Raw genomic sequence first — 26,896 nt, forward strand, 5'->3', positions numbered from 1 at the left:
AGCGCTTCGGCGGTCAGCTGGTCAACGCCGGCGAGATCATCGTTCGTCAGCGTGGCACCCACTTCCACCCCGGCGGGGAGATCAGGTCGCGGTGCAGGTGAGGGTGGGTGTGCCGCTGGTGCCGGAGCCGATGAACCCGAAGGTGGTGGCGGTGCCGGCGCCCAGTGAGCCGTTGTAGGCGGCGTTGCGGGCGCTGACCGCGGACCCGTTGGCGGTCACGGTCGCACTCCACGCCGAGCTGACCTGCTCACCGCCGGTGAAGGTCCAGTTCACCGTCCAGCCGGTGATCGCGCCGGAGCCGGCGGTCACGCGTACCTCGGCCTGGAAGCCGCCGGACCACTGGGAGACGGTGCGGTAGGTGGCCGAGCAGCCACCGGCCGGGGGCGAGGTGGGAGTCGGCGTGGGAGTCGGAGTAGGGGTGGGGGTGGGGTTCGTGCCGCCGGTGAAGTTGACGTCGCTGCAGAAGTAGTAGGACTGGTCGGAGTGGCTGGCCTGCCAGATGGTGTAGACGACGTGGTGGCCGGTACGGCCGGGCGCGTACACATCAATGGGCGTGGTGAGGCCGGTGGGCACCTTGCCCACCTGGTTGACCAGTTCCAGGTCGCTCCACCTCAGCCGCTGGGTCTTGGGATCGTAGCCCTGTCTGGTGACGTAGACGCGGATGTAGTCCGCACCGTGCGAGGCCTGGTCCATCAGGTTCATGGTGAACCTGGCGGGGCGGTCCACGGTCTTCCACGCGCCCGGCACGTCCATGGAGGCGTAGCGGCCGCTTTCGGTCAGGCCGCCGCTGCACAGTTGCCCGTCGGGGATCGCGGCCTGGTGGTTACCGGCGACGCCCTCGCGGTACAGCCCGTTCCAGTTCCACATCGCGTTGGTGTTGTTCTGCCAGGCCTGCCAGCACATGGGGTCCTGCTGGGCCATGGCCGGGTTCTGGAAGTCGCTCCCCCAGCGCAGCCAGCAGCCGTAGTTGCGCGAGGGCGGGTCGCTGATCGAGCCGTGCGCCGAGGCGGGGACGACCATCATGGTGGTGAGCATGAGCGCGGCCGCGACCGCGACGAACACCCGCCGGAACCTGCTCCGGCGGGGAGGTGCGTCGGATGCGCCGGTATGGCCGCGTAAGAGTCGGAGCACGTGTGAACTCATCTGCACAGGTTTCCTTTCGAATGCTGGGATGACGAGTCCTGGCACGCCGAGTGAGGGCCGAGTCCTCATGCCAGAGGTGTCCCCACCGTCGCCCAGTCCCCGGGCAGCGGCAACAGTGATCTATGGCTCTCGGCGGGCAACGGGCCGGGAGCTGGCCATACACTGCAAAATCGGATGAAAAGTTCATCTACTCCGCCCGCACTCGTAGGCACTGATAAGCGCGGAACCGAGCCGGGCCGCGATCATTCAGCGGTGCCGATGTTCTCGACGCCGAGAACCTTGTCGCTGTTGGAGTTGCACAGGCGCAGGTAGTCGCCGGAGTCGTCTTTGACCTGCATCTCCTCCGGCAGGCGCGCCCAGGTGCCACCCTGGTCCCAGCGTTTGAACCGCTCGTAGCAGGTCCGCCGGGGCCCGTAGCGTTCGGGGATGTCGCGCCAGGGTGCCCCGGTCCGAAGCCGCCACAAGATCCCGTTGATGACCTGCCGGCGGCCCCGCCACGGGCGACCTCGTCCGTCCGTGGCGGGCAGCAACGGCTCGATCCGCTACCAGGCCTTATCGGTCAGCTCACCGCGTCTCACCATGAACGATCATCTAACCGCACCGGCCCTGATCATTTGTCAGACAGGCTCTAGTAGGGCCTGGTGTCGACCCGGCGAGTCGCCCGGTGGCAGGGCCTCAAGTGGAGCGACGGTTGGATATCAGCCGTCCCATCTGGGGCCCGGTGTTTCTTCCGCCTAGCCTTCAAGGGACCGACACGCCGCCGCGTCCGAAGCCGACCAGCCTCTACCAGCACGGCGACCGGCAACGACACCATCTGAAATCTCACGTTCTGCGGGCGGCGCACGTCTACCAGCCAGGAGAAGGGAAACGCAGATGAGCACTCGACACATCGTGATCGAGACCCGCCTTGGACCGATCACGCTCGTTGCAAAGGGCGAGACGATTGCCGGCCTGTACTTCAGGCACCACGTCCGCCGGCCCTCGCAGGAGACGTTCGGCCCCGAGGTGGCCGGCTCCACGGACCTGCTGCTGAACGAAGCTGCCCGACAGCTGCGCCACTACCTGGCGGGTCGGCGCAGGCAGTTCGATCTTCCGCTCGCCGCCGAGGGTGACGCGTTCCAGCACGCCGTCTGGGACATCGTGAAGAGCATTCAGTGTGGTGACACGACCACCTACGGTCGGATCGCCGAGCAGGTCGGAGACCGCAGTCTCGCGCAACGGGTCGGACAGGCCGTGGGTGCGAACCCGCTGTGCGTCTTCGTGCCGTGCCACCGCGTCGTCGGCTCCAATGGTTCCCTCACCGGATACGCCGGCGGACTGGAACGCAAGCAGGCGCTGCTGGAGCTTGAGGAGCCGCCTGCGGTCAGCGCTGGACGGTTGTTCTGACGGTAAACCTCACGTTTGTCACCGAAAGTATGTCGTCAATGGGATGGATATGAAACAACCGTTCGAGAACGTGGTCGCGCAGCACGGCGCAACCGTGCTGCGCGTCTGCCGGGTCGTCCTCGGCCCGCACGACGCGGACGACGCATGGTCGGAGACCTTCCTCTCCGCCCTGCGCGCCTATCCCGACCTGCCTGAGACGGCGAACGTGGAGGCATGGCTCGTGACGATCGCGCATCGCAAGGCGATCGACGTGCTGCGTGTCGCGAAAAGGAATCCCCTGCCCGTCGACGAGGTACCGGAAGCACCGACGGGGCGGGACATCCCGGACTCTGGGGACTCTGACCTGTGGGCCGCGGTGAAAGGGCTCCCGAGCAAACAACGCCAGGCTGTCGCCTACCGCTATGTGGCGGGGCTGGCATACGCCGAGATCGCGGAGATCCTCGGCGGCACCGTTGAGGCGGCCCGAAGAGCCGCCGCAGACGGGCTCAAGAATCTCAGGAAGAAATATCCGGGCGCGATCACGAGAGGAGCATCATCATGAACGACATCAACGACATCCGCCACGATGACGACATGGCCGCCCTGCTGTCGACGCCTGTGGACGCCGGCACTCTCAGTCGGCTCCACCGCCGTCTGGAGCAGGCGGCAGAGCGAGCCAATCTCGTCGATGTCGCTTACACCACCATCGACTCACCTGTCGGCAAGTTGCTGCTCGCCGCCACCCCGGAAGGGCTGGTCCGCGTGGCGTACGCCCGCGAGGACCACGATCGAGTCCTGGAAGCCCTCGGCCAGAAGCTCAGCCCGCGCATCCTGCGCGCCCCGAAGCGGCTGGACGAAGTGGCTCGCGAGATCGACGAGTACTTCGCCAAGCACCGCCAGGTCTTCGACCTGAAACTGGACCTGTCCCTGTCTCGCGGATTCCGGCGCCTCGTGCAGACGCATCTGCCCGAGATCGGGTACGGCCAGACCCGCAGCTACCGAGACATGGCCGAGCTCGTCGGCAACCCCAAGGCCGTCCGAGCGGTGGGCACCGCCTGTGCGACCAACCCGCTGCCGATCGTCGTCCCGTGCCACCGCGTGCTGCGTACCGACGGCACGCTCGGCGGTTACATCGGCGGACTCGAGGCCAAGACCATGCTGCTGAACCTGGAGGCCGCGGCATGAGCATCGCGAAGGCGACCGGGAGGAAGACGGATCGGTGGTACAGCCGCGTCGAGTCCGGCGACTGGGAGGCGATCACCACAGAGGTCAACGAGTACGGCGGCGCACTGCTGCCGCAACTGCTGACCCCGGAGGAGAGCGTGGAGATCAGGGAGCTGTACGAGCAGGACGGCCTGTTCCGCAGCACCGTCAACATGGGCCGGCACCGCTTCGGTGAGGGCCAGTACCGATACTTCAACGCGCCGTACCCGGAACCGATCGAGCGGCTCAAGCAGGCGCTGTACCCGCGGCTGCTTCCCATCGCCCGCGACTGGTGGACCAAGCTCGGCCGGCCCGCACCGTGGCCGGACTCGCTTGATGAGTGGCTTCAGATGTGCCACGACGCCGGCCAGACGAAGTCTTCGGCGATCCTGCTCCACTACGGCGAGAAGGATTGGAACGCTCTGCATCGCGACCTGTACGGCGACCTCGTGTTCCCGTTGCAGGTCGTGATCAACCTCAACGAGCCCGGCGTGGATCACACGGGTGGCGAGTTCCTGCTGCTGGAACAGCGCCCGCGCGCCCAGTCTCGGGGCACGGCCACGCTGCTGCCGCACGGTCACGGATACCTCTTCACCACCCGCGACCGACCCGTCAAGTCCGCCCGCGGATGGTCCGCCGCGCCGGTTCGGCACGGCGTATCCGCCATCCGGTCCGGCGAACGTCACACCCTCGCTCTCGTCTTCCATGACGCCGCATGAGCGACGCAACGAAGACGTACACCCTTCTGGGGGCGGACGGCCGTCCCTATCGGTCTGCGGTCAAGGGGCTGTGGGGCGGCCATCGCGGCTCGAAGATCTACGGGCGACTCGATTGTCCCGCCGCGCTGCGCGCCGTCACTCGCGGCGGCTACGTGAAGCACCGGGTCTTCTTCGCTGACGAGGCCACGGCGGTCGCCGCCGGGTTCCGCCCCTGCGGAGCCTGCTGCAGGGACCGCTATCAGACGTGGAAGACCACCCGGGAGAACGGCGAACGATGGAAGCCCTGACCAGCCCCTTACTGAAGGCGTCAGCGAGTCATGACGCGGACCTGACGGCTACGGATGCCGAGGTCGCGACCGTCATCAGAATTGCTCGCGACCGCCGTGCCCGCAATATCGTGATCGGCTCCGGCCGCACTCCTCACGCCCTTGCGACCTCGCGCCTGATCGAATCGGCCTGGGATCGCACAGGAGGCGGAACTCTCGATACGATCACCTGGCCCGAGACCGGGGCCTCCTGGCTGCGTCACGCGTCACGGTTCGCCGCCGCCGACCCCGACCTGTGGGTGATGGTCGGGCCGGCAACCGGCTGGGCACAGATGACCCGGCGGCTGCTGTGGTCGACTCCCTGGAGCCCCGCACGCACCCTCGCGACCGCCGGAATCGGCGACCCGCGCACTCTCGCACTCGTCGGACTGACCAATCTGGACGGCCTGACCGGCGCAAACGCAGACGGTACCTCCTGGCTCGTTGCGCACGATTCCCTCGTGCACCTCACACACACGGAGGGCAAGCGATGACAGCGCTGTTCACTCCGGAGATCCCCGAGCGTGACGGAGGAGAGGTCGCCCCGGGCGCCACCCTGGTCCCTGATTGGCTGACTCGGGAACAGCAGAAGTGGATCGTGGATCAGTTCCGCGAGTGGGTGCGGGGCCCTGTCCCCATCCGCGCCGCGAAGGTCCGCGGACACGAGATGTCGGTGCGCACCGTATGTCTGGGCTGGCACTGGCAACCGTACAAGTACACGCGAGAGGCCACCGACGTGAACGGCGCCCGTGTCCTTCCGTTCCCCGACTGGATGATCCGCCTGGGACGGGATGCCCTCAAGGCCACTGGCCACGACGCAGCCGCGATCCGCTCCTATACGCCCGACACCGCGCTGGTGAACTACTACGACGCGGAGGCCCGGTTGGGAATGCACCAGGACAAGGACGAGATCTCCCGCGCCCCGGTCGTATCGCTGTCCATCGGCGATAGCTGCACGTTCCGATTCGGCAATACGGAAAGCCGCGGCAAACCCTATACCGACGTGCTGCTGGCCTCCGGCGACCTCTTCGTCTTCGGCGGACCCGCCCGACTGGCCTACCACGGTGTCACCAAGGTGCACGAGAGCACCGCCCCCGAGGGATGCGGACTCAGTCGCGGCCGGATCAACATCACGATGCGCATGACCGGGCTTGACGGGTGATCGAATGACACAGGATGCAAGCAGCACCACCGCCGACCCCGGCGTCGTCGTCGGGGACGACGGGCTCGCCCGGCCCGCATGGGCAGCCGCTGCCCCTCTGCTGCGCGACTACTACGACACAGAGTGGGGCATGCCGGTCACGGACGAACGCGGCGTCTACGAGCGCGTCAGTCTCGAAGGATTTCAGGCGGGACTGTCCTGGGCAACGATCCTCCGCAAGCGACCCGCATTCCGTGCGGCGTTCGACAACTTCCTCCCGGACGCGATCGCTGCGTACACCGAGACCGATGTCGAGCGGTTGATGGCCGACGTCGGCATCGTGCGCAACCGGCAGAAGATCCAGGCGACCATCACCAATGCCCGCGCCACCATCACGCTGCGCGAGGAGATGGGCCTGGCCGAGCTGGTGTGGTCCTTCCGACCCGAGAGCACGCCCTGCCCCCAGACCTTTGCAGAGATCCCCACGAAGTCCGCCGAGTCGGTCGCGTTGTCAAAGGAGCTGCGCCGACGCGGATTCGCCTTCGTCGGCCCGACCACCATGTACGCGCTCATGGAGGCGATCGGCATCGTCGACACCCATCTGCTCGGCTCGCATCGACGGGGCAGCTCTGGAATCTGGACATCGTGCCCCTCCTACACCTGATCCCGAACGGCCCCACTGACTTTGAGATCGCTCTACGGATGCTGGCTGCCCACGCGATCCCAGGAGCCGAAGAAGTCGACATCCCGGGCCGCACCTACACCCGGCTTCTGACCCACGCAGGAGGCCCTGCACGGGTGAAGATGACCTTCGCCGAGGATGGGGTCGTCGCGAACCTCCCTGACGAGGTGCCTGACCCCGACGGCATCGCGGTCGCGATTCGACGCTGGCTGGACCTCGACTCCGACACCGAGCGGATCGCCGATCACCTCACCACGGACCCGCTGATCCGGCCGCTGGTCGAGCGCCGGCCCGGCATCCGGCTCATTGGCTACCCCGATGAGTTCGAGGCGGTGGCCGCGACGGTCATCGGCCAGCAGGTCTCACTCGCCGCGGCCCGCACCTTCATGGGCAGGCTCGTGGCCGCCTATGGGACGCCGATAGCCGGTCTGCACGCTCTCCCGGCACCACGGGATCTCGCGGCGGTTCCCGACGCGGAACTGCAGGCGGCCGTCGGCCTCACCGGCGCGCGGACCCGCACGCTTCGGGCCGTCGCCGAGAAGTGGGCGAACGGATTCACGCTCGCGCAACTCACTGTCGACGAGGCGCGTCGCGCCCTGCTTGCGCTCCCCGGCATCGGCCCTTGGACCGCGGACTACCTCACAGTGCGCGCGATGCAGCATCCAGACACCTTCGCTCCCGGCGACTTGGTCGCCCGCAGGGCGCTTGGAGCCGTCACCGTTGACCGGGCGCGGACCATCGCTGCGGCGTGGGCACCGTGGCGCTCCTACGCGCTCATGCATCTGTGGGCGGACGTCGCCTACGGCGCGGTCAGGCCGGACTGACGCGATCCTGAGGCCAGGCCCCAATCTCACGTTCCTGTGTGACCCGGCGTCTTCCACGTGCCGGGAAGCAATCGCCCGGCATGGCTGACATCAGTCGGCTCAGCATGCCCGCGGCCGTCACGCGCCCAGCGGTCGCGGGCACCGCTGCTACAGATGGGCGTGCAGGGGACAATGCGAATGACCAGTCGGCAGGACAAGGAATACGACCTGACCGACTTCGACGCCGACAACTACTGGATCGAGACGCACCGCGCGACCGCTGCCACGTACTACTTCCCGAGTCTCGCGGAAAAGAGCGCCCGATCGGCTCAGCTCGGCACGGCGGTCGGAGACCTCCTCCAATCCGCCATGATCTGCGGTGGCATCGACGTGATGCCCTTCACGATCCGCGACAAGAGCCTCGTCGTCGTAGCGTGCAGAGGCTACGAGACCGTCGGCATCTCGATCATCGACCCCACCGACAGCACCGCGTTCGACACCCTGACGTGGACCCACCCGTAATGGCGCCACCGCGGCCTTGCGACTGCCATGAAGATCCATTCGATTCATGACGTGCGCAAGCCGGAAGCAGTGCGCTCTGGGCTCCCTTGGACAGTGTCGCTCGGTCGTTCCACTAGACACTCGGCCTTCGCACATGAATCTTCACCGCCAATCTCACGTATCGGTTTCGACGGCCCTGTGCTCGCCGGGCCTTCTAAAACGCCTGGCGCTTCAGAGCGCCCAGAGGGCCGGAATCACCGCTCTGTGGGCGCCCGGGGACACGAGATCAGTGACGTTCTACGCGGCGCTCGGAATTGGTCCGGCAGAGGATCTCACGAACTGACGTTCCCCAACGTCTTCGACGTGTCGCCAGTCAAAGACGAAACGGCGGCACATCCACAGAAAAGGACATGTACATGTCGGTTGAAGAGAACAAGGCCATCGTCGAACGCTGGTTCACCGAATTCTGGGGCAACCCGTGGAAGCCCGACGTCATCGATGAGCTCGCCCACCCCGAGATCCGCTTCGAGTACTCCCTGCACCAGCCGATGCGCGGGCGAGACGAGGTGCGCGAGTTCGCCACCAAGTTCCGCACCGCCTTCCCCGACCTCAACTTCTGGGGCACGGCTGACCTGATCGCCGAGGGTGACTACGTCGTCGGACAGTGGGAAGGCGGCGGCATCCACACCGGCCCGATCGTCTTCGACGACCTGCCGATCGGCTCCGTCCCGCCCGCCTCCGGCAAGACCCTGCGCTTCACCGGAACCACCGTCCTGAAGGTTCAGGACGGCCTCATCGTCGAGGAGCTCGGCCTCGACGACGGAGTCAAGGTGCTCCAGCAGCTCGGCATCATCCCCACCGCCTGACCGGCGAAGCATCACCCGCGGAGAGGTGCCGGGAGGGTGCCGCGCGTGGTCGGGGTGATGGCCGGATGGGTGACGCTCCGTGGTACCGCATCCAGCCGTTCACGATCGGGTTGATCGCTTTGGCCAGCTGAGCGAAGATGGAGCCGATCCGCCGATGCAGCCGCCAGGAGCGAACCTCCCGGCTGATCTTGTTCAGGGCGTCCTTGCTGATCGCGAGCTGGAACGACACGAACAGCGCGCCGTTGTCGGCCCGCGCCGTACGCGGCCGGAACATGAATCCTGGAAACGTGAACTCGGTGGCATCGTAGTTCTGCCGTCAGTTCGCGTCCCTGCAGTACACGATCGTGGTTTTGGCCGGGTGAAGCGTGAGTCCGACCTCTTGCATCCGTTCCTGCAGCGCCGCCAGGACCTGGCGGGCCTGCCGTTCGGTGACGCAGTGCACGACCGCGTCGTCGGCGTAGCGTTCGAACTCGACCGCCGGGCGACACTACCGAGAAGGCCACAGCGACGGCTGCGGCACTTCACCGTTGATAACTCAGCGGCTGGCTGATCGTAGCCGAGAACGGTGTCAGGGTGAGCTTGCCTTCAACACCGGATCAGAACTGGTTCTGGCTCCTGATAAAGGACCCTTTATCAGGAGCCAGCTTCCTCACGGCTGCACCCGAGCTGGGCTACGCCGCTGGGAGCGGGGAAGGAGGGACATCCAGTCAGAAAGTTCCGCTTGTCTAGGCGCGCGTCCGCATCGTGGCCTACCCCTGTTCGCCGAGCAGCTGCTTGTGCAGGGCGCGGGCGGTGCGCGCGAAGCCGCTCGCCCCCTTGCGGGCCGCCACTTCCGCGACCGCGGGGACGGAGCCGCGCGCTTCGGCCCAGCGGGCGGCGTCGATCGCGAAGGAGAGTGCCTGGGTGTGCCCGGCATGTGGCCGCTCGTCCGGTCCTGGCAGGTAGACGGGCAGCAATCCGGTCATGATCTCCCACACCTGCCGGTGCGCGCCCTGTTTCGCGCACTCCTCCAGCATCGAGCGTACGGTGCTCATCTTGGTCACGTCTCTGCGCAGGGACAGCCCGAGCTGCCGCCCGCACTCCACGGCGGGCAGGCAGCCGGCGGCGGCTGCGCCCAGCAGCAGCCGCCGGCCGCGCTCGGGCCAGGCGAACATGCCGGTCTCGGTCAGCTGGACGGCGATCAGCAGCGCCAGCGCCTCGCCCACCGGGCCGTCCTGGGAGAACAGCGCGGCCACGTACTTGTGGAAGTAGCCGGGCCGGTCCCAGGTGTTGAGCAGGTGCGGCAGCAGGTGCATGGCCACCGCCTCTCGGTCCGAGGGCAGCGTCAGCCGCCAGGACTCCATGTACACGCCGTCACTTTCGCCCGTCCAGGAACGCGGATCGGACAGCAGCGCGTCGATCAGCGCCAACCCCGTCGGCTCGATCCGGATGCGAGGGTGCAGCCGAGGGCTGTGCTCGCCTTTCTGCCGGTCGTGCGTGTAGTCGCCGCCGGCATGTGACCAGTCCACGCGCAGCTGCGGCTCCGGCCGGTCGGCCAGCCAGCGCGCCAGCGTGGCGCCCGCCCGCGAGGTCAGCTTCCCGGCGCGGTCGATCACCTGCGGGTCCACCTCGCGCGGCAGCCGCAGCAGCGCCTGCCCCAGGTCGGCGGGCAGGGCCTGGACGCCGGCCCGCTCGTAGCCCTCCAGGCGGGCCACCAGCTCGGCGGGGTCGAGGTGGCCGGAGGTCAGGGTCGGGGTGGCCAGCAGATACGGCGGCAGCGTCCCGGCCTTCAGCGCGGCGTGGACCTCGGCGCAGCGCACCAGCATGGCGTAGTGCGGCGGCGAGATGTGACGCGGGTCCGGCAGCCGATCTCGCGGCTTGTCCTCCTGCTCGTCGCGGTCTCTCCAGTGGCCCGACGACATGATCGACACGCCCAGGATCTCCGCTTCGAGCGGCGGGCCCTGCGTGAAGTGCTCCAGGTTGCCCAGCGGAGTGCCGTTTTCGGTGAGGCTTGCGGCGATGCTCTCTCGCAGCTCGGCGGGCAGCCGGCCGAAGTCCACCTCGATGTCGCGCTCGTCCTCGCCTTCGGCGATGCGCACGCCGATGACGTGCCTGGCGTACTCGGGAGCGCGTTCGGGCTCGGGGATGGGCGGTTCCTCGCCGGGGTCGGCGGCCTCGCGCAGCAGCGCCTCCGTCCACTCCTCGAGGTTGCACCACTGGCGCCGCTCGTAGAGGCGGCCCCGGCCGGGGCGCGGCCGTTTGGACGGGTCACGGACGAAGCCGTCGAGCCACCGTTCGAAGGTGATGCCGTCACCGACCTGGTCGTAGGTGGCGGTCAGATCCTCCAGCGCCGGCGGGAACGGCTCACGGGCGAGCGGCTCGAACGGCGGCAGCAGTCCGGGCTCGAAGTCGTCGGCCGCCTCTGGCTCGGCCGCCACCACACCGTAGGCCTGCGACAGCCGCGCCGCCAGTTCGGCGGGCAGCACGCTCGCCGCCTCGCGCACGGCCTCGGCCCCGGCGGGCGTGAAGCGTCCGGCATGCTTGACGGCCAGGCCCACCGTGCGCTCGCGCACCTCGTAGGACTCGCAGAGGAATGCCGAGGCGAGCGCCGCGGCCAGCTCGTCGAGGTCGCCGACCGCGTCGCGAGCGGCCTGGTCCAGTAGGGTCAGCCCGGCCCGCACCAGCTTGCCCTCGGGGCGAAACAACAGCGCCGACACCGCCTCATTGACCTCCTCACCGCTCAACTCGCCCGCGCCGCGCAACTGCCGCAGTGCCAGCTCGGCCACCGGCCCCGGCGCGGCGGGCAGCAGCCGCAGGTAGTCACGGGTGCGCTCCCTGCTCGGCGCCGGAGCGAGCATCTCGTGCAGGCGGGCGAAGAAGCGCAGGTCGGTGGCGCTGCCACCGCGCAAGAACCGGCGTAGGCAGCCGCCGACCAGCGGCTCGGGGGCGAACCGGCCGGCCGCGACCGCGGAGCGTAGCGCCCCCAGCCAGGTACGGCGGCTGGGGTCCCACGAGGGCGGGTCGATGTTGTCCTCACGCAGCGCCCGGCCCACGCCCTCGGCCTCGAACAACCGGGGCACCAGGTGCTCGGCCAGCGGGTCGTGCTCCAGGTCTGGCGGCTGGGACACCCAGGCGGTGGTGAGCGGGTCGTGGTCGGGCGGGACGGCACCGGTGCGGCGCAGCAGTTCCAGGGCCAGTGGCACGCTGTCGTCCCTGGCCTGGGCCCGGCTGCCGCGCAGCCGCAGGGCCAGCCGCACGGCGAGGTCGGCCTGCCACTCCGGCGGCCGCGCGGCGATCACACGCAGCAGCGGCCCGGAGTCGAGCGGTTGCCGCCAACGGGTGAAGTCGCGCCGGTAGAGCCAGGTCGCGACGGCCGCCGCCCCGCCGAGCACGCCCGCGCCGGCGACCCGCATGGGCTCGATCCATTCCTCGCCGCCGGTCCATACGCCCCGGCGCCGGTCGCGTTCCGCGACCGCTTTCCTGGCGACGCCGATGTGGCCGGGCAGCTCGCGAGCCACCTCGCGGCGCCCGGCCTCCTCCAGGGCCAGCACGGCATCCGCGACCAGAGCCGGGTCGCCGGCGGTGATGGCCATGCGCACGCCCGGCCAGGCCCCGCTCTTGGGGAGGTGTGTCATCATGTCGCACACCGTAGAGATCAGCTCCGACAGAACTGGATCTCACCTCGATCTCACATGAATAGCATTGTGTGAGATCCGAACCGGACGGGAGACGCCCTCAGCCGACGCCGGCCCACTGACGCCGACACCATCCCACGACCGGTCCGGATCGCACCGGTTCACGCCCGCGCGCGTAGAGGTGTCACGAAAGTCACGAAACCCGGGGCACCGGATCCCCAGGCCGCGCCCTGCGGCTTAGCACTGCTGGCTGATTCTGCTGGTGGTGTTGTCGCCGGTTGATCTGCTGATCGGCTGTGCCGTGCTCTGTCGTTCGTGGTCGCCTTCTCGGTGGTGTTCGTGCTCTCGTCGTCGTGTCGTCTTCTCCTTCGTGGTGTTGGTCTTCTGTGATCGGCGTTCGTATCACTCCCCGGACGCAGCTCCGGCGACGTCGCGGGACGGGGCTCCTCGTCCTCCTCGCCGAGGCCGGCGACGGAGGGGCCGATCCGCCCTCGGACCGGTAAGTCCGATTTGTGTTCTAACTTGCTCCGCAGAATGCGGCGCCACCGCGCCCGTCGGCCGATCGGCTCCGAGCACGGGCCCCCACGGCACGCCCGTACTCGCCCTTGACGTCGACGCCCCGGCCGACCCCGCCGTTCCCGGCCTCGCTCCCCGCGGCCTGTCCGGCCGGCGCGCGGCCGACTGTCCAGTCCGTCGACCGAGCACCAGCGAGGGAGCGGACTTGACCGGCGGCAAGCGTCGGCCACACTCCAGGCCGGGGGCGAGGCGGCCCGCCTCCAGGAGGACTTCGCCGGGCAGCCGGTGTGTGGCCGGAGGTGACGTCGGCAGGCCCTGGTGTTACCAGCCGCTCCCTGGTGTCACTCGCCGCTGGGCGTGGTTCCGGCCAGGGAGGATTGTCCCGGGGAAGGTAGATTCCAAATAGGCTGCCGCAATGGGATATTCGTTCACCTTCGAGAAGCCGCCCCACGACGGGTGCAACTTCAACATCTGGCAGATGCAGTTCCTCCGGTTGATCATGCTGGAAGCCGGCGTCGTCAGGGATGAGTATCTGGAACAGGCGCTGAAGGTCGAAGGGCTGGAGCCGACCGAGCAGAGCGTGGACATGGCAAAGTTCCAGTCCAACGACGGCTGGCACATCACCGCTGAGGAGGCGAGCTTCATCGCGGCGCGCATGCGCCTGGCCGTGGAGCATGACGTGCCCGGTGAGCTGGTGCTCTACCTTGATGAGGCGCCCCCGGCCGAGGCGCTGGTCCAGTGGGTGGAGGAGTTCGCCGACTTCAACGAGCGCGCGACTGCGCACGGCGGATACCGGGTGAGGTAATCCCGACGCTCGGGAAGGCCCTGGCCTGCAGCGAGGGAGCGGACTTGACTGACCAGCCCGACCACCCTGGAGAACGTCGTGCCGCTGCCCCAGATCCCGACCGGCGGCCCGCGCGTACTGGCTGTGTCGCACACCGATCGCTAGCGGAGTGCCCCGTCGCGCTCGCTTCTTTGGGCGAGGCGCTGGAGTTGCCGTTCGTGCACGCCGGCCACCCACTCCCAGCCGGGCTTGGCCGATGGGCCGACCCGCGGGTCGCTGAGAGCACGGCCGTCACGCAAGGAGTGCAGGTACGCCCGATCCTGGTCGATCCGGGCATGTACCTCGTCAGCTCCGCCGACGGACCCGTGGCCCGGGACGAAGACATCGACGTCGCCTGCCACGCCCTCCAGCAGCCGCAGCGCGGCGAGGCAGTCCTCGATCGGGTCAACGGCGTTCAAGTCGAGCATGGGAATCAAGACATCAGAGAGCATGTCGCCGGCGACGAGAATCCCGCGTTCCTCAATCAACAGCGCCGCATGGCCCGGAGCATGCGCTTGATGCTCGATGATCCGGACCCCGGGGCCATCCCAAGGGATCTGCGCCGTCTCGGCGGGCAGGCCGGTAATGAGGCCGAGCAGGTCCAGCGGTACCTCCTCGGGGATGCCGACGACCCTTGCCACCGCATCCACCCCACCCGACAGGCGATCTCGCGCAGTAGCCGCGCAACGCGCGGTGCCGTAGCGGGGCGCCGCGCCGAGCCCGGGGTGCCAGAGCAGGTGATCCCAATGAGGATGCGTCGAGAAACCTGCCACGACGCTCTGGCCCGAATCGGACAGGTCGTTCGCGAGGCAGGCCAGTTCGTCGTCCAGCACCCCGGCGTCGATGAGCAACACGCCACCCTGGCCCTGCACGACAACGGTGTTGCTCTGGCAGAACCCGCTCTCGTGGACCAGCACACCCTCCGCGACCTGCCTCAGCACGAGCTCGCCTCCCTTGCATCCCGGATGGCGTAGCGGTGCATCGTGACGCCCTGCTCGAACGATCGCTGCTCGAGCAGATCGAGGTCGATCGGCAGGTCGTAATCGTCGAACAGCGGCCTGCCGAAGCCGAGGATTGCCGGGTGGGTGAAGAGCAGCAGCTCGTCAAGCAGCCCGGCCCGGAGAAGCTGCGTCGCGACTGCCGCGCCGTCAGCCCCGGCGACTTCCCTGAGATCGGCATCCGTGGATCCGCCCTCCGTGAGCACCTCCTCTCTGGCCTCCCCCTCACCAGAACCCCCTGATCCACAACCCCTTGTCCAGGGTGAAGGAGAAACAGGCAGGCTTAGCCAGAGTGGCACTCCCTGCGCTCATCGACCACCACCGCGACCGGTTCGGGGTCGAGCCGATCGGCCAGGTCCTACAGGTGGCGACCTCTACGTACTACGCGGCCAAGGCCCGCCCGCCCTCGGCGCGTGCGGCGCGCGATGAGGGGTCCCGGTGGTTTCGGCGAAATTTTCAACGGATACGCAGGTCGGAGCTTCCTTGAGGACCTTCGGGCACAGCTTGAAAGGTGAGCCGCTGACCTGCATATTCGTTGTTTCCTGCGTCGTTACCACTGGGACCCCGGAGAAGCTGGAGGGCAGGAGTTCGATCTCACATCGACGGCTCCGCGCCCGGGGCCGGGGGTGTGGTCTTCGGTTCGCGGCGCAGCATGGCCCGCAGCCGCTTCTCGATCGGGTACTCGTACAGCCGGTACAGCCCCCACGACAGCAGCACGCTGACCGCCAGCCCGGCCACCGCGTAGGGCAGGTGCGCCCAGCTGGGCGGCGGGAAGTCGTAGAGCGACTGCCGGCCGAACGCGTGCTTGGCGATCGGGAAGAGCACCAGGAAGTGCACCAGGTAGAAGGCGTAGGACCACTGGCCGAGCGCCACCAGCGGGCGGGAGCCGAGCAGGCTGCGCCGGCCGGCCAGGTCGTTGGTCGCCGCCGCCGCGATGAGCAGCGCGAACACCACGATGCTGCCCCGGTTGGCGGCCTCGGCCAGCGCGGTCGGCCACAGGCCCGAGACGGACCACGCCCACAGCAGCGCGAAGTAGCCGACCGTGATCGCGGTCGCCGCGCGCAGCCCGAGCGGGCTGCGCCAGCCGCGGCGCACCGCGGCGGCGATCACGATGCCCAGCACGAACTCGCTGACCCGGGCGATCGGCGAGTGGGTGGCGAAGTAGTACAGGTCGGAGGTGAACCAGTTCTCCGGCGTGATCTGCGGATTGGCCAGCCAGAGCCAGACCCGGGTGCCGATGCTGATCGCGATGAGCACGGCGGCGATCGTCACCATCTGGCGCAGCGTGCGCCGCACGATCGGGCGGACCACGAACGGGAAGACCGCGTAGAAGAACGCCTCGCACGACAGCGACCAGGAGACGGTGTGCGGCACGGTGTCGCTCTGGAACGACGCCGGGATCCACGCCTGTACCAGGAGCAGCGTCGCGACCGTCCACCAGACCAGCGAGGTGCCGCCCTCGGTGGGCCAGAGCTGGCCGCCGACGAGCAGCGCGACCGCCGCGACGGTGGTGATGAGCAGCGACGGCCAGATCCTGGCGAAGCGGCGCCAGTAGAACCTCGGCGCGGTGTCGTTCTCAAAGAACGTCCAGGTCAGAACATATCCGGACAGGACGAAGAAGAAGGTGACCCCGGCGGTGCCGAGGATGAACAACTCGTTGAGGTAGGGCAGCGGCAGCAGGATCGCGACGTGGCTGAAGAACACGCCGAACGCGGCGAACCACCGCAGCCCGGTCAGCGACTCCAGCCTCGTCCTGGGGGGTCCCTCGCTCGTGGCCTGCGCGGGCTTGGCGGATACCGAGGTCATGACGACTTCCCCTCTCCGGTGAGACCGGCCTGCGCGCGGCGCTCGTCGATGAGTGCCGCCTGCTCGCGGACCGTCGCGTGGCGCAGCAGGTCGGGCAGCTCCACCTCGATGCCGAACGCCACCTCGTAGCGCAGGCTGAGGCGGGCCAGGGTGAGCGAGTGGCCGCCGAGGTCGAGGAAGCCGTCGGCGGCGCCGATCTCCCGCACGCCGAGCAGTTCGCGCCAGATGCCGGCGACGGACTCCTCGGTGCCGCCCCTGATCGGCACCTGGCCGCCCCCGTCGCCCGGGGCCTCGGGGCTGGGCAACTCCTCGTGGGCGATGTCGCCCCGCGCGTTCCTGGGCAGCGCGTCGAGGACGACGACCGAGCCGGGCACCTGGTATTCGGGCAGGTGGGCGGTGAGCTTCCGCGGATCGATCCCGTCTCCGGCCACGTACGCGACGAGCCGGTCGTGGCGCACGTCCACGACCGCCTCGACCACGCCGGGGCGGCCGGCCAGGGAGCGGGCCACCTCGTCGGTGTCCACCCGGAACCCGCCGACGGTGAACATCCGGTCGAAGCGGCCGAGCAGCTCCAGCGAGCCGTCGGGCAGGATCCGGCCCCGGTCCCCGGTGGCGGCGCCGCCGACGTGTATCTCCCCGGGTACGCCGGTGGCGCCGGGGCGCCCGGCCCGGCCGGTGACCTCGATCGGAGTGCCGGCCAGCGGGACGCCGAGCGGGACGCCCCTGCGGGGCTCGGCGAGCGGGTCGATCCGGTGGGCCGCGGCCCAGCGCTCTCCGTACAGGGTCCAGGTGGGGACTTGCGCGGCCAGTTCCCGTACCAGGGGGTCCGGGGTGGTGGCCGCGTCGCAGAGCGCGGTGAACGGACGGCCTTCCGGCAGGGCGTTCTCGCGCAGCAGCAGCCGCCACGTGGCCGGGGGAGCGTGCACGACCGTGGTGTCCACGACCAGGGTCTTCAGCCGCTCGATGTCGCGGGCGGCCTGGGGGGGCGCGATCACCAGGTGCGCGCCGGAGGAGAGGGCCAGCAGCATGGCGTCGGCGAGCGCGCCGGAGGCGGGCGGGGCGAAGGTGAGCACGGTGCCGGCAGCGCCCAGGCCGATCCGCGAGGCCAGGTCCGCGGCCCGCGCGTAGCCCGCGTCCCGCGGGCCGCCGTCGGCCCTGAGCCGGGCGTACCACCACACGGCGAGGTCGGGGGTGTCGGCGGCCGGCAGTTCGGCCCCCTTGCGCACGGCGGGTGCCAGGGCCTCGACGTGCGCGTCGAGCTGGGCGTAGGTCAGCGTGCCGTCGGCGGAGGTGACGGCGGGCGAGTCCGGTGCGCGCCGCGCCCGCCCGGCCAGGACGGCGGCCGGTCCCTCGGCCCCGACGCTCTCGGGCTGGGGCAGCCTCGGGGACGCGGGCAGCCGGAGGTCGCCGACCTGACGGTCGGGCTGGGCGCACGCCTCAGTGAGCAGGAGCGTGAACTGCTCGGCGAGGACCTCGACGGTGTCGGGGTCGAACAGGTCGTCGTTGTAACCCCACAGGCCCGCCATGCCGTCGCCGTCGACGCTGAAGTCCACCATCAGGTCGAAGTGCGAGACCTCGACGTCGGGCACGAACTCCGAGGCCCGCACGCCCGGCAGGTTCAGGAAGACGCCGTCGTTGTCGCGTACCCCGAGCCCCGCCTGGAACAGCGGCGTGTGGCTCCGCGGCCGCTGCGGGTGCAGCTCGCGCACCAGTTCCTCGAAGGGCATCTCCTCGTGGTCGTGGCCCTCGACGGAGGCGTGCCGCACCCGGCGCAGCAGCTCGCGGAAGGTGGGCTCGCCGCGCAGGTCGAGGCGGAGACAGATGATGTTGATGAAGCAGCCGACGAGCTCTTCGAGCTCGGGCCGGATGCGTCCGGCGGCGGGTACCGCGGTGACGATATCGGCCTGGTCGGCGTAGCGCGACAGCAGCACGCCGTAAGCGGCCAGCAGGACGGTGAACGGGGTGGTGCCCTCCTCGCGCGCCATCGCACGCGCCGCGCCGACGACGTCCGCGGGCAGCCGGGAGCGGTGGAAGCGGCCCGCGCGGCTCCGCTGCGGCGGACGGGGCCGGTCCGAGGGCAGGTCGAGCAGCCGGGGCACGCCCTCCAGGGTCCGCCGCCAATAGTCGACCAGGCGCGAGCGCACCTCCTCGGTGCGCAGCCGCTCGCGCTGCCAGACCGAGAAGTCGGTGTACTGCAGCTCCAGTTCGGGCAGGGGCGCCGAGGAGGTGTAGAGGGCCTCGATCTCGCGCCCGACGATGCCGAAGGACGGGTCGTCGAAGACGATGTGGTGGAAGGTCAGCACGAGCACGTGGTCGTCGGGCCCCAGCCTGAGCAGCAGGGCCCGCCCCAGCGGCCCGTGCCGCAGGTCGAACGGGGCCAGGATGTCGTCGGCGGCCATCCGCGCGGCCTCGGCCCCGGGATCGGGCTCGCCGGCCAGGTCGACGGAGCGCAGCACACCGGTGGGCGCGCCGCCGACGCGCTGGACGGGCATGCCGTCGATCTCCTCGACGGTGGAGCGCAGGATCTCGTGCCGCCTGATCACCTCGCAGAGCGCCCGGTCGAGGGCTCCGGCGTCGAGGGGGCCGCGCAGTCGCAGGGTGGCGGGCACATGGTAGAACCCGAATCCCGGATTGAACCTCTCGCCGAACCAGATGCGCTCCTGGGTGGAGGAGACCGGCACCCCCTCCTCGGGTATCGCGCGCCGCGGGATGCGATCTCGCTCGCGCCGCCGGCGGGCGATCAGGTCGTGCACATTGTCAGCGCCGTTGGAAATCGTCATTGGTTACCTCACGTCTGTGGAGTGCAGCGTGAATGCGGAATTTCGCGTCAGGATATGTCTTGATAAGTAAGCACATTCGCCCAGCATTGCGGAAAGGCGGCTAAACGGATATGGAGCTGCGAGGGGTGACGGCACTGGTGTCGGGGGCCGGTGGAGGGCTGGGCGCCGCCACCGCGCACGAGCTCGCCGGGGCCGGCGCGCACGTGGTCGTGGCCGACACCGACACCCGTACGGGAGCCGCGGTGGCGGGCGAGGTGGACGGCACGTTCGTGGAGACCGACGTGACCCGCGCCGAGTCGGTCGAGCATGCCGTGGAGGTGGCCGCGGGACTCACCGGGCCGTTGCGGGTGGCGGTGAGCTGCGCGGGCATCGCACCCGCCGCCCGCACGCTCGGCCTCGACGGCCGCCCGCACGACCTGGAGACCTTCGAGCGGGCGCTGGCGGTCAACCTGGTCGGCACCTTCAACGTGATGCGCCTGGCCGCCGCCGCGATGGCCGCGACCGAGCCGCTACAGGACGGCGAGCGGGGCGTGGTCGTCAACACCTCCTCCGCCGCCGCCGAGGACGGCCAGGCCGGTCAGACCGCCTACGCCGCCTCCAAGGGCGCGGTCGCCGCGCTGACCCTGCCGGCCGCCCGCGACCTGGCCTCGGTCGGCGTACGGGTGTGCGCGCTCTCCCCCGGCCTGTTCGACACCCCGCTGTTCGGGGCGATCCCGCCGGAGTTCCGGCGCCCGCTGGTACGGCAGATCGTCTTCCCGCCCCGGCTGGGAACGCCGCGGGAGTTCGCCCGCGCGGTCCGGGCGGTGTGCGAGCTGGGCTACCTCAACGCGACGGTCGTCCGCCTGGACGGCGGCCTGCGCCTGCCGAACACGTGACCGGTTCGTGGAACCCGTGAACGCGGTGCAAATCGTGAACGCCCGGACGTCTCGCCGGCGGGATGCGGGGTAGCGTTCCCGTACGTTTCCAAGGTCACCGATCGAGGGAGAGGGAGAAATGCTCAACCCACCCGACGGAATGCCGAGAATCACCCCCGTCCTCTTCTACGCCGACCTCGAAAAAGCCATCGAATGGCTCATCGAGGCGTTCGGATTCGAAAAGCGGAAGGTGCTGAACGACGACGACGGCTCCATCGTGCACGCCGAGCTGTCGTTCGGCGAGGGGGTTGTGCAGCTCGCCGGGACGGGTGACGGCCGCAGGCACGAGCCGCGGGGCCAGGGCGAGCCGCACCAGAGCCTGTACGTGTTCGTCGACGACGTGGACGAGCACCACGAGCGTGCGAGGAAGGCCGGGGCGGTGATCCGCGACGAGCCGGGCACCCGCTTCTACGGCGACCGCAACTACACCGCCGAGGACCTGGAGGGCCACCACTGGGTCTTCGCCCGCCGGATCGAGGAGATCCCGTACGACGAGATCGACACCCCGTGAGCGCCGTAGAGCAGGTCAGAGAGCTGTACGAGCGCTACCCCTGCCCCTCCCTGACCGTCGGCGACGACCTGATCCTGGACCTGGCGCTCGGCATCGGCATGGTCGCCAGGGACAAGACCCTGGCCGGCAAACGGGTGCTGGACGCCGGCTGCGGCACCGGCCACCAGCTGCTCGGGCTCGCCTCGCAGTATCCGCGGGCGAGCTTCACCGGCATGGACCTGTCGCGGTCCTCGCTCGACGTGGCCGGGGAGCTGCGCGAGCGCAACGGGCTGGCCAACGTGGAGCTGGTACGCGGCGCCATCGGCGGGGACGGGTTCGAGGGGCCCTACGACCTCATCGTGATGACCGGGGTGCTGCACTGCCTCGACGACCCCCGCGCGGGCCTGGCCTGGCTGGCCGAGCGGCTCTCCCCCGGCGGCCTGATGTACCTGTGGCTCTTCCACAGCTTCGGCGAGCACCAGCGGCTGATCGACCGCGAGCTGGTACGGCTGCTCTCCGGCGGCGACACCGGCGAGGAGGGCCTGTCGGTGGTGCACCGGCTGGGCCTGGGCCGCTCCGCGGGCCGCTACGGCACGCACTCCTCGGCGACCGGCGACCCGCGCGACCAGGATGTGCTGGACGCCGACGCCTACCTGCACCCGGTGATGCGCACCCACCGCTTCGGCGACGCGGCCCGCCTGTTCGAGGGCCTGGACGGGATCGGCTGGGTCGCGCTGAACGGCGTCAACTGGGACGGCGGCGGCAAGATCCTGGACCTGGGCCGCCGCCACCCTACCTCCCCGGTCTTCCTGTCGGACGCCGACCTGTTCGACGACGAGGAGCTGCTGGCCCGCTACGCCGCCCTGCCCGCCGCCGAGCGGGCCGCGGTGATGGAACTGCGCCTGGCCCCGACCGGCTTCACCATCGTGGCCGGCGCCCCGGACGCCGAGGAACTCTGCGAGCCCAGGATCACGGGCAACATCCTGCTCAGGAACCACTAGTGCAACGTGCCTCATTGGAGGCGCAGATTCCTGCCGGCGCGGGACGCCGAAGGCGAGGGAAGGCCTCCCGACAACCTCGGGTTCTCCACCGCGCGTTCGCTATCCCCGTTGAGGAACGCAGCACCAGGCAGGCGACGCTGCAATACAGCCCGAGCCGAATGTGACGGCCCTTGCCGCCGGGGGCGCCTGTCGATCACAGCGGCCCGCCGGTAGAGGTCGGCAGGAGACGGCCGGGCCTCAGAAGGAGCTCACCGGGTGGTCCGGCTCGAGCGGCCGCCCGGTCTCGGGGTCCAGGACGACCACTTGCCCGCCCCAGAACGCCCGATCATCGCCCGGCCGGTCGTCCAGTCGCACGTGCGAGGGATCGGCCCAGGTCACCATGGGCAGGCCGTCAGCGTGTTCGGAGCTGAAGCGCTCCACCAAGGTCCACTCACGCGTCAGCAGGCCGTCGTTCTTGCGGACCACGAGCGCCCAGTCGGGGATGATCCAGTCGTCGTACAGGACACGCACTTCCAGCCCACTGCCGGTCGGGCCGGGGATCTGGGCATACACCTGCCAGCCGTTCACATAGGTGACCACCCCCATCGTCGTCCAGATCATCCCAAGCGCGATGACGGGCCCGCGGAGCCCTCCTCCGAAAACGAGCGCCCCGGAGACGATGATCAGGCTCGCGGCCAGGGTACCCAGCAGGACCGGCCGGTCGAGGATCGTGTAGTGCCCGACGGCGCCGACCAGGGCGCCCGCCACCGCGAGAACCGCCAGGACGAAGAGGACACCGGCAGCCCGTGTGCGTGAATCCGAACTCATGGCGGCACGCTAAGGACCGGGTCTTGCAGCTCACTGGGAAACGATTCAGCGGATACGTGATCCTTTCACTGGTGATCATCTCTTTTCGACTCGGCCTCCGGGCCGGCTCACGTCAACGCGAGTTATAGCCCAGGTGCGGGGATGCCCCATCCGGCAGCACGCTGAAGCGCCGGGACCCACCGGCGCTGACGCGACGACCCACACCAGGGCCCTCGTCGTCGCGGTCAGTTTTTGGAGGTGCGGTTCTTAACGGCACCCCATACCGCCGCGCTGCTGTCCGCCGGCTCTCCGGATTCTTCCGGCTCCCCGGATTCCTCGGCGGGATGAGGCGGCGAACCGGGCGGTGCGCCGCGGGCAGTGAATCGCAAGAGGGTTCCAAGTCGTCTCGCGTATCACTGGTGACGGATCACTCGAGCCGAGAAGAACCCGCGCCGGGAAGCACAGGAAACAGGAAAGAGGAGAGACGATGCGCAGGATCGTCCGTGGAGCGCTGCTGGCCACCGCGCTCGTGCTGGGACTGCCCACCGCGGCGAGCGCGACGGCCCAGGGCGACTTCTATCTGGGGACGGTCAGATCCGGCTCCGGGCATTCCGGGTACGCCAAGGCGCAACTGTGGGTCACCGGCTTCAACCAGAGCCACTTCACCGCGTACGGCAAGATCTACGACCGAGACCGCCACCCCGGTCACTGCGCCTGGGTTCGCGCCAGGTTCCACTACCAGAAGGGCGGGCCGTCCTGGTCACCGGCGCTCTGGTCCTGCGCCCCCTCCGGGTCCAAGGGCTACCTTTTCAAGACCAAGGGCCAGGTCAAGTGGATCGACCTCAAGGTCTGTGTCTACCAGCCGAAGCGGAACGCGCTCTCGCACTGCCGGGTCGAGACCATCAGGGACGAGGACCTCGCGAACTGACCCGCGGGACGGTGCCCGGGACCCGGCCGGTCGGCCAGGCCCCGGGCACCGCCTCACGGCCTGGGCCACGAACGCCGGCAGGATCGGGAACTTGCGCTCCTTGCGCGCGCTGCCGGGATCACACCCGCTGGGCGTGCACGACGGCTCCGCGGTCGAGATCCATGCCAAGCGGAAAACGAGCACGGCGGGTGGTCATCGACCGCCCGCCGTACTCCGTCAGTGGATCGTCATCCGATCAGAGCCGCTGCCACAGGGCGGGAACGTTCGGCGGCTCCCAGCCGGGCAGTGAGGTGTGACCCTGCAGGCATCGGTAGCCGACGCCGTTGTAGGTCACGGTGTCCCCCACCGCGTACAGGGTCCAGGTCTGCCAGGTGCTGCCGCCCTGCCCACCGCTGACGGTGAGACTGAAGGTGGCCGAGCGGTCGGCGCTCGTGCCGTCCGCGTTGAGGTTGATCGTGTAGGTCCCCGCGGGGGTGCTCGCCGAGGTGGCGATCGTGACCGCGGAGGACTGGCCGGAGTTGATGTTCGCCGGGCTGAAGGACGCGGTCGCGCCGGAGGGCAGGCCGGAGGCGCTCAGCGCGACGGCCTGCGCGTTACCGGAGGTCACCTGGGTGCTGAGCGTCGCGCTTGCCGACTGGCCGGGCTGGACCGAGGCCGAGGACGGGCTCACCGAGACCGAGTAGTCGTTGGCCGGAGGAGGGGTGTCCCCCACGGCGAGCTTCCACAGGGCGTTGGCGGCGGCGTCCGCGTTGCGGTCCAGCGCGGTGGTGTTGATGTTGGAGGTGGTGTCGCAGGCGGAGTGGTAGCAGCGGTCGAAGGCCTGGCCCGCGGTGCCGCCCCACTTGGCGGCCTGAGCCGACGTCTTGACCGTCTCGGCGCCGGTGAAGACACCGCCCACCTTGACGCCCGCGTTCTTGAACGGGGTGTGGTCACTGCGGCCGTCACCCGCGGTCTCGATCTCGGTCGGGACGTTGAGCGTGGCGTAGTAGTCCTTGAAGATCTTCTCGATGGCCGGGTTGTCGTCGTAGACGAAGTAGCCCGGGTTCGGCGAGGCGGTCATGTCGAAGTTGAGGTAGGTGTCGACCCCGCTCGCGCCGCCGTTCTGGACGTAGTGAGTCGAGCCGCGCAGGCCGAGCTCCTCGGCGCCCCACCAGGCGAAGCGGACGTGCTTGGTCAGCGTGGGGTTGCGGTTGGCCAGCGTCAGCGCGACCTCCAGCAGGGTCGCCGAGCCCGAGCCGTTGTCGTTGATACCGGGACCGGCCGTGACGCTGTCCAGGTGGCTGCCCAGCATGACCGTCGGACCGGTGGGACCGGCCGGCCAGTTGGCGATCAGGTTGGAGTGGGTCTGGCCGTTGTAGGTGAAGTTCTGCACCGTCGTGCTGTAGCCGGCCGCGTCGAGCCTGCCCTTGATGTAGTTCAGCGAGGCGGTGTAGCCGGAGGTGGCCGAGGCCCGGTTGCCGCCGTTGCCGGAGGCGATGGACTGCAGCTGGTTCAGGTGCGCCGTCACGTTGGCCACCGGGATGTCCGGGCTGGTCGGGTCGGGCGGGTTGCCGCCGGTGACGGTCAGGGAGTAGCTCGCCGTCCGGTCCACGTCGGCGCCGTCGGCGGTGACCGTCACCGAGGAGGTGCCACTGGGCGTGCTCCCCGAGGTGGTCAGCGTCAGCGTCGAGGTCTGGCCCGCCGTGATGGTGGCCGGGCTGAAGGACGCGGTCGCGCCGGAGGGCAGGCCGGAGGCCCGCAGCGTGATGGACTGGGCGCTGCCGCCGGTCACCGTGGTCCCCACGGTGGCGGTGGTGGACTGGCCGGCCTGCACACTGCCCGAGGTCGGGCTGAGAGAGACCGAGAAGTCGTTGCCGGGCGGGTTCACCGTGCAGGTCGCCTCACCGCTCTGCGCCGGGACGTTGACGGCGGCCCACGCGGCCTTGGTCGCGTTGACCTCGACGCAGCTGTTCGGGAAGAGCTGCTTGGCCGCGGCCACGGTGGTCAGGCGCGCCTTGGCGTGCGTCCACGGAATGGTCTTGCTGTTCAGGCCGCCCATGAAGATCTGACCGGCCTTCTGGATGCCGATGCCGGTCAGGCCGGCCGGTCCGGAGCAGACGGTGCTGGCGGGCTTGCCGGGCGGGTTGGTGCCCTCGGCGAGCAGGTAGAACCAGTGGTTCTGCGGTCCGGCCGCCGCGTGCACCTCGGTGTTGGGGATCGAGGAGCTGTAGCAGTTGGGGTCGCCGAGCGCGCCGGGGTTGTACATGTTGCGGATCGGGCCCTGGCCGACCAGGTTGACCTCCTCGCCGACCAGGTAGTCCGGCGGGTCGGAGGCGTTGGCGGCGAAGTGCTCGGTCAGCGCGCCGAAGATGTCGCCGGTCGACTCGTTCAGGCCGCCGGCCTCGTTGCCGCTGCCCGCCCCGCCGGAGCCGGAGAACTGGAAGATCGCGTGGCCGTACTCGTGGCCGACCACGTCCATCGGGGTGGCCTGCTGGTTGTTGGCCTGGTTGTGCCCGAAGTTGGTGTAGGACCCGTTCCAGTAGGCGTTGACCTCGTTCAGGCCGACGCGGGCCGGGAACGCGCCGCCGGAGCCGTTGAACCCGTTACGGCCCAGCCAGTCGCGCAGCATGTCCCATTCCTTCTGCGCCGCGTACAGGGCGTCGACGCAGGCGGTCTCCAGGTTGGTGCCCGAGCCGTTGCCCCAGGCGTCGTCGGTCCCGGTGTAGGCGGTGCCGCCCTGTCCGCCGCAGCGCAGGCCGGGGCGGGTGGTGTCGGTCATCGAGTACGAACTGCCGGAACCCGAGGTCTGGATGGTCAGCGGGTTGCCGTTGTAGAAGCCGTTGCCGGTGCCGGCGCGGACGTCGTCGTAGGAGTCCACGACCGTTCCGTCGAGGGCGTCCACGAAGACGTGCAGGACGCTCGGGGCCTCCTTGGTGGCGCCGGTGACGACCACCTCCCACGCCAGCCTGGGCTGCTTTCCGGCCGCGTGCACGACCAGCCGGGGGGTGCTCACGCTCTCCACGGTGGGCAGCTTGCCGCGGGCGGTGACGGCCGCGGCGGCGGCGTCGATCTTGCCCTTGACACCTATCTCGATCCTGGCGCGCTGACCCGAGGCCACGGACCCGACCTCCTGGCCCGTCCTGTCGGTGGTGACGATCACGTCACCGCCGTAGACGGGCAGCCCGCGATGGGTGCGGGAGTAGGTCAGGTACTGCAGGCCGCGGGTTCCCACGATGGTGTTCGTGAGCGTGAACTCGTCCTCCGCCGTCTTGAACAGGGCGTCGGACCTGGCGGCGAGGGCGCCGCCGGCGCTGGAGACCGCGCGCCTGCGGGATTCGGGATCCGGCGGCGCGAACGCCGGCGGATCTGCGGACATGGTGCGGTCGGCGATGCCCGCGGGGGCTGTGGCGGCGCCGGCGGCGCTCACCACTGAGGTCGTGGTCATGGCGACGGCGGCCAGTACGGCGACCGCGCCCAGCTTGACCTTGGGATTCACGCGGGGTGACTCCTCTCGGTGTCCCTTGGGGGGTTGG

At 69.5% G+C, this 26,896-nt stretch carries 25 protein-coding genes and 3 pseudogenes; 17 read left to right on the top strand and 11 right to left on the bottom strand.

The window, feature by feature from the left end; all coding sequences use genetic code 11:
• A pseudogene (locus ABT130_RS03150) lies at positions 1-83 on the top strand (50S ribosomal protein L27); the annotation flags it as partial.
• Here ABT130_RS03150 and ABT130_RS03155 read toward each other — a convergent pair.
• Complete coding sequence (locus ABT130_RS03155) at positions 82-1,212, bottom strand: lytic polysaccharide monooxygenase auxiliary activity family 9 protein (protein ID WP_502992061.1); 1,131 nt, start codon at positions 1,210-1,212, stop codon at positions 82-84. The pseudogene ABT130_RS03150 and the gene ABT130_RS03155 overlap by 2 nt on opposite strands.
• Positions 1,213-1,460: 248 nt before the next feature.
• A pseudogene (locus ABT130_RS03160) lies at positions 1,461-1,682 on the bottom strand (transposase); the annotation flags it as partial.
• A 334-nt stretch (positions 1,683-2,016) separates the two neighbouring features.
• On the opposite strand from ABT130_RS03160, the gene ABT130_RS03165 reads away from it, so the two are divergent.
• The 11 genes from ABT130_RS03165 to ABT130_RS03215 all read left to right on the top strand — a co-directional run bounded on the left by ABT130_RS03165 (position 2,017) and on the right by ABT130_RS03215 (position 8,728).
• Complete coding sequence (locus ABT130_RS03165; protein WP_350952383.1) at positions 2,017-2,529, top strand: methylated-DNA--[protein]-cysteine S-methyltransferase; 513 nt, start codon at positions 2,017-2,019, stop codon at positions 2,527-2,529.
• 70 nt (positions 2,530-2,599) lie between these two features.
• Positions 2,600-3,070 (top strand): RNA polymerase sigma factor, encoded by a 471-nt coding sequence (locus ABT130_RS03170; protein WP_350952385.1) that lies wholly within the window; start codon positions 2,600-2,602, stop codon positions 3,068-3,070.
• On the top strand, positions 3,067-3,693 hold the full coding sequence (locus tag ABT130_RS03175; RefSeq protein WP_350952387.1) for a methylated-DNA--[protein]-cysteine S-methyltransferase: 627 nt from the start codon (positions 3,067-3,069) through the stop codon (positions 3,691-3,693). Before ABT130_RS03170 ends, ABT130_RS03175 begins: the two co-directional genes overlap by 4 nt.
• The gene (locus ABT130_RS03180) at positions 3,690-4,430 is read left to right on the top strand and encodes a 2OG-Fe(II) oxygenase (RefSeq protein ID WP_350952389.1); all 741 of its coding nucleotides are present in this window, start codon (positions 3,690-3,692) and stop codon (positions 4,428-4,430) included. Before ABT130_RS03175 ends, ABT130_RS03180 begins: the two co-directional genes overlap by 4 nt.
• The gene (locus tag ABT130_RS03185) at positions 4,427-4,717 is read left to right on the top strand and encodes an Ada metal-binding domain-containing protein (protein WP_350952391.1); all 291 of its coding nucleotides are present in this window, start codon (positions 4,427-4,429) and stop codon (positions 4,715-4,717) included. Before ABT130_RS03180 ends, ABT130_RS03185 begins: the two co-directional genes overlap by 4 nt.
• Positions 4,705-5,229 (top strand): hypothetical protein, encoded by a 525-nt coding sequence (locus ABT130_RS03190; RefSeq protein WP_350952393.1) that lies wholly within the window; start codon positions 4,705-4,707, stop codon positions 5,227-5,229. Before ABT130_RS03185 ends, ABT130_RS03190 begins: the two co-directional genes overlap by 13 nt.
• A complete protein-coding gene (locus ABT130_RS03195) occupies positions 5,226-5,897 on the top strand; it encodes an alpha-ketoglutarate-dependent dioxygenase AlkB family protein (protein ID WP_350952395.1) in 672 nt (223 codons plus the stop codon). The genes ABT130_RS03190 and ABT130_RS03195 overlap by 4 nt, the downstream gene beginning before the upstream one ends.
• Positions 5,898-5,901: 4 nt before the next feature.
• The gene (locus ABT130_RS03200; RefSeq protein ID WP_350926409.1) at positions 5,902-6,540 is read left to right on the top strand and encodes a DNA-3-methyladenine glycosylase I; all 639 of its coding nucleotides are present in this window, start codon (positions 5,902-5,904) and stop codon (positions 6,538-6,540) included.
• Positions 6,522-7,382, top strand: coding sequence for a DNA-3-methyladenine glycosylase family protein (locus tag ABT130_RS03205; RefSeq protein ID WP_350952397.1), 861 nt, complete (start codon positions 6,522-6,524; stop codon positions 7,380-7,382). Before ABT130_RS03200 ends, ABT130_RS03205 begins: the two co-directional genes overlap by 19 nt.
• Positions 7,383-7,559: 177 nt before the next feature.
• Complete coding sequence (locus tag ABT130_RS03210; protein WP_350952399.1) at positions 7,560-7,883, top strand: hypothetical protein; 324 nt, start codon at positions 7,560-7,562, stop codon at positions 7,881-7,883.
• A 395-nt stretch (positions 7,884-8,278) separates the two neighbouring features.
• Positions 8,279-8,728 carry an ester cyclase gene (locus ABT130_RS03215; RefSeq protein WP_350952401.1) on the top strand — a complete coding sequence of 150 codons (450 nt, stop codon included), beginning with the start codon at positions 8,279-8,281 and terminating at the stop codon, positions 8,726-8,728.
• Here the strand turns inward: ABT130_RS03215 and ABT130_RS03220 are convergent.
• From ABT130_RS03220 to ABT130_RS03230, 3 genes and pseudogenes are all read right to left on the bottom strand, one after another.
• Positions 8,712-9,002 carry a group II intron maturase-specific domain-containing protein gene (locus tag ABT130_RS03220; RefSeq protein WP_350952403.1) on the bottom strand — a complete coding sequence of 97 codons (291 nt, stop codon included), beginning with the start codon at positions 9,000-9,002 and terminating at the stop codon, positions 8,712-8,714. The two genes, ABT130_RS03215 and ABT130_RS03220, sit on opposite strands and share 17 nt — an antisense overlap.
• 42 nt (positions 9,003-9,044) lie before the next feature.
• Positions 9,045-9,188: pseudogene (locus tag ABT130_RS03225) on the bottom strand (reverse transcriptase domain-containing protein); the annotation flags it as partial.
• A gap of 289 nt (positions 9,189-9,477) precedes the next feature.
• Positions 9,478-12,345 carry a DUF7824 domain-containing protein gene (locus tag ABT130_RS03230; RefSeq protein ID WP_350952405.1) on the bottom strand — a complete coding sequence of 956 codons (2,868 nt, stop codon included), beginning with the start codon at positions 12,343-12,345 and terminating at the stop codon, positions 9,478-9,480.
• A 928-nt stretch (positions 12,346-13,273) separates the two neighbouring features.
• On the opposite strand from ABT130_RS03230, the gene ABT130_RS03235 reads away from it, so the two are divergent.
• Positions 13,274-13,663, top strand: a complete 390-nt coding sequence (locus ABT130_RS03235) for a hypothetical protein (protein WP_350952407.1) — start codon at positions 13,274-13,276, stop codon at positions 13,661-13,663.
• 140 nt (positions 13,664-13,803) lie between these two features.
• Here ABT130_RS03235 and ABT130_RS03240 read toward each other — a convergent pair whose 3' ends face one another.
• From ABT130_RS03240 to ABT130_RS03255, 4 genes are all read right to left on the bottom strand, one after another.
• Positions 13,804-14,622, bottom strand: a complete 819-nt coding sequence (locus ABT130_RS03240; RefSeq protein ID WP_350952409.1) for an MBL fold metallo-hydrolase — start codon at positions 14,620-14,622, stop codon at positions 13,804-13,806.
• Positions 14,616-14,885 carry a dihydrofolate reductase family protein gene (locus tag ABT130_RS03245; protein WP_350952411.1) on the bottom strand — a complete coding sequence of 90 codons (270 nt, stop codon included), beginning with the start codon at positions 14,883-14,885 and terminating at the stop codon, positions 14,616-14,618. The genes ABT130_RS03240 and ABT130_RS03245 overlap by 7 nt, the downstream gene beginning before the upstream one ends.
• A gap of 388 nt (positions 14,886-15,273) precedes the next feature.
• A complete protein-coding gene (locus tag ABT130_RS03250) occupies positions 15,274-16,485 on the bottom strand; it encodes an acyltransferase family protein (protein ID WP_350952413.1) in 1,212 nt (403 codons plus the stop codon).
• A complete protein-coding gene (locus tag ABT130_RS03255; RefSeq protein WP_350952415.1) occupies positions 16,482-19,265 on the bottom strand; it encodes a condensation domain-containing protein in 2,784 nt (927 codons plus the stop codon). The genes ABT130_RS03250 and ABT130_RS03255 overlap by 4 nt, the downstream gene beginning before the upstream one ends.
• Positions 19,266-19,375: 110 nt before the next feature.
• Here ABT130_RS03255 and ABT130_RS03260 point away from each other — a divergent pair, with 110 nt between their 5' ends.
• The 3 genes from ABT130_RS03260 (at position 19,376) to ABT130_RS03270 (ending at position 21,670) form a co-directional block, all read left to right on the top strand.
• The gene (locus ABT130_RS03260; protein WP_350952417.1) at positions 19,376-20,140 is read left to right on the top strand and encodes an SDR family NAD(P)-dependent oxidoreductase; all 765 of its coding nucleotides are present in this window, start codon (positions 19,376-19,378) and stop codon (positions 20,138-20,140) included.
• Between the two features lie 118 nt (positions 20,141-20,258).
• Positions 20,259-20,690 (top strand): VOC family protein, encoded by a 432-nt coding sequence (locus ABT130_RS03265; protein ID WP_350925051.1) that lies wholly within the window; start codon positions 20,259-20,261, stop codon positions 20,688-20,690.
• Positions 20,687-21,670: a class I SAM-dependent methyltransferase gene (locus ABT130_RS03270; protein ID WP_350952419.1), complete on the top strand. Its 984-nt coding sequence runs from the start codon at positions 20,687-20,689 to the stop codon at positions 21,668-21,670. Before ABT130_RS03265 ends, ABT130_RS03270 begins: the two co-directional genes overlap by 4 nt.
• 237 nt (positions 21,671-21,907) lie before the next feature.
• On the opposite strand, the gene ABT130_RS03275 is transcribed toward ABT130_RS03270, so the two are convergent.
• Complete coding sequence (locus ABT130_RS03275) at positions 21,908-22,477, bottom strand: hypothetical protein (protein WP_350952421.1); 570 nt, start codon at positions 22,475-22,477, stop codon at positions 21,908-21,910.
• Positions 22,478-22,943: 466 nt separating this feature from the next.
• Between ABT130_RS03275 and ABT130_RS03280 the strand changes: the two genes are divergently transcribed.
• Positions 22,944-23,384: a hypothetical protein gene (locus ABT130_RS03280; RefSeq protein WP_350925045.1), complete on the top strand. Its 441-nt coding sequence runs from the start codon at positions 22,944-22,946 to the stop codon at positions 23,382-23,384.
• A gap of 235 nt (positions 23,385-23,619) precedes the next feature.
• On the opposite strand, the gene ABT130_RS03285 is transcribed toward ABT130_RS03280, so the two are convergent.
• Positions 23,620-26,859, bottom strand: coding sequence for a M28 family peptidase (locus ABT130_RS03285; RefSeq protein WP_350952423.1), 3,240 nt, complete (start codon positions 26,857-26,859; stop codon positions 23,620-23,622).
• Between the last annotated feature and the right edge of the window lie 37 nt (positions 26,860-26,896).

This window comes from Streptosporangium sp. NPDC001681, assembly GCF_040298085.1.
In the GTDB taxonomy this organism is placed as follows: domain Bacteria; phylum Actinomycetota; class Actinomycetes; order Streptosporangiales; family Streptosporangiaceae; genus Streptosporangium.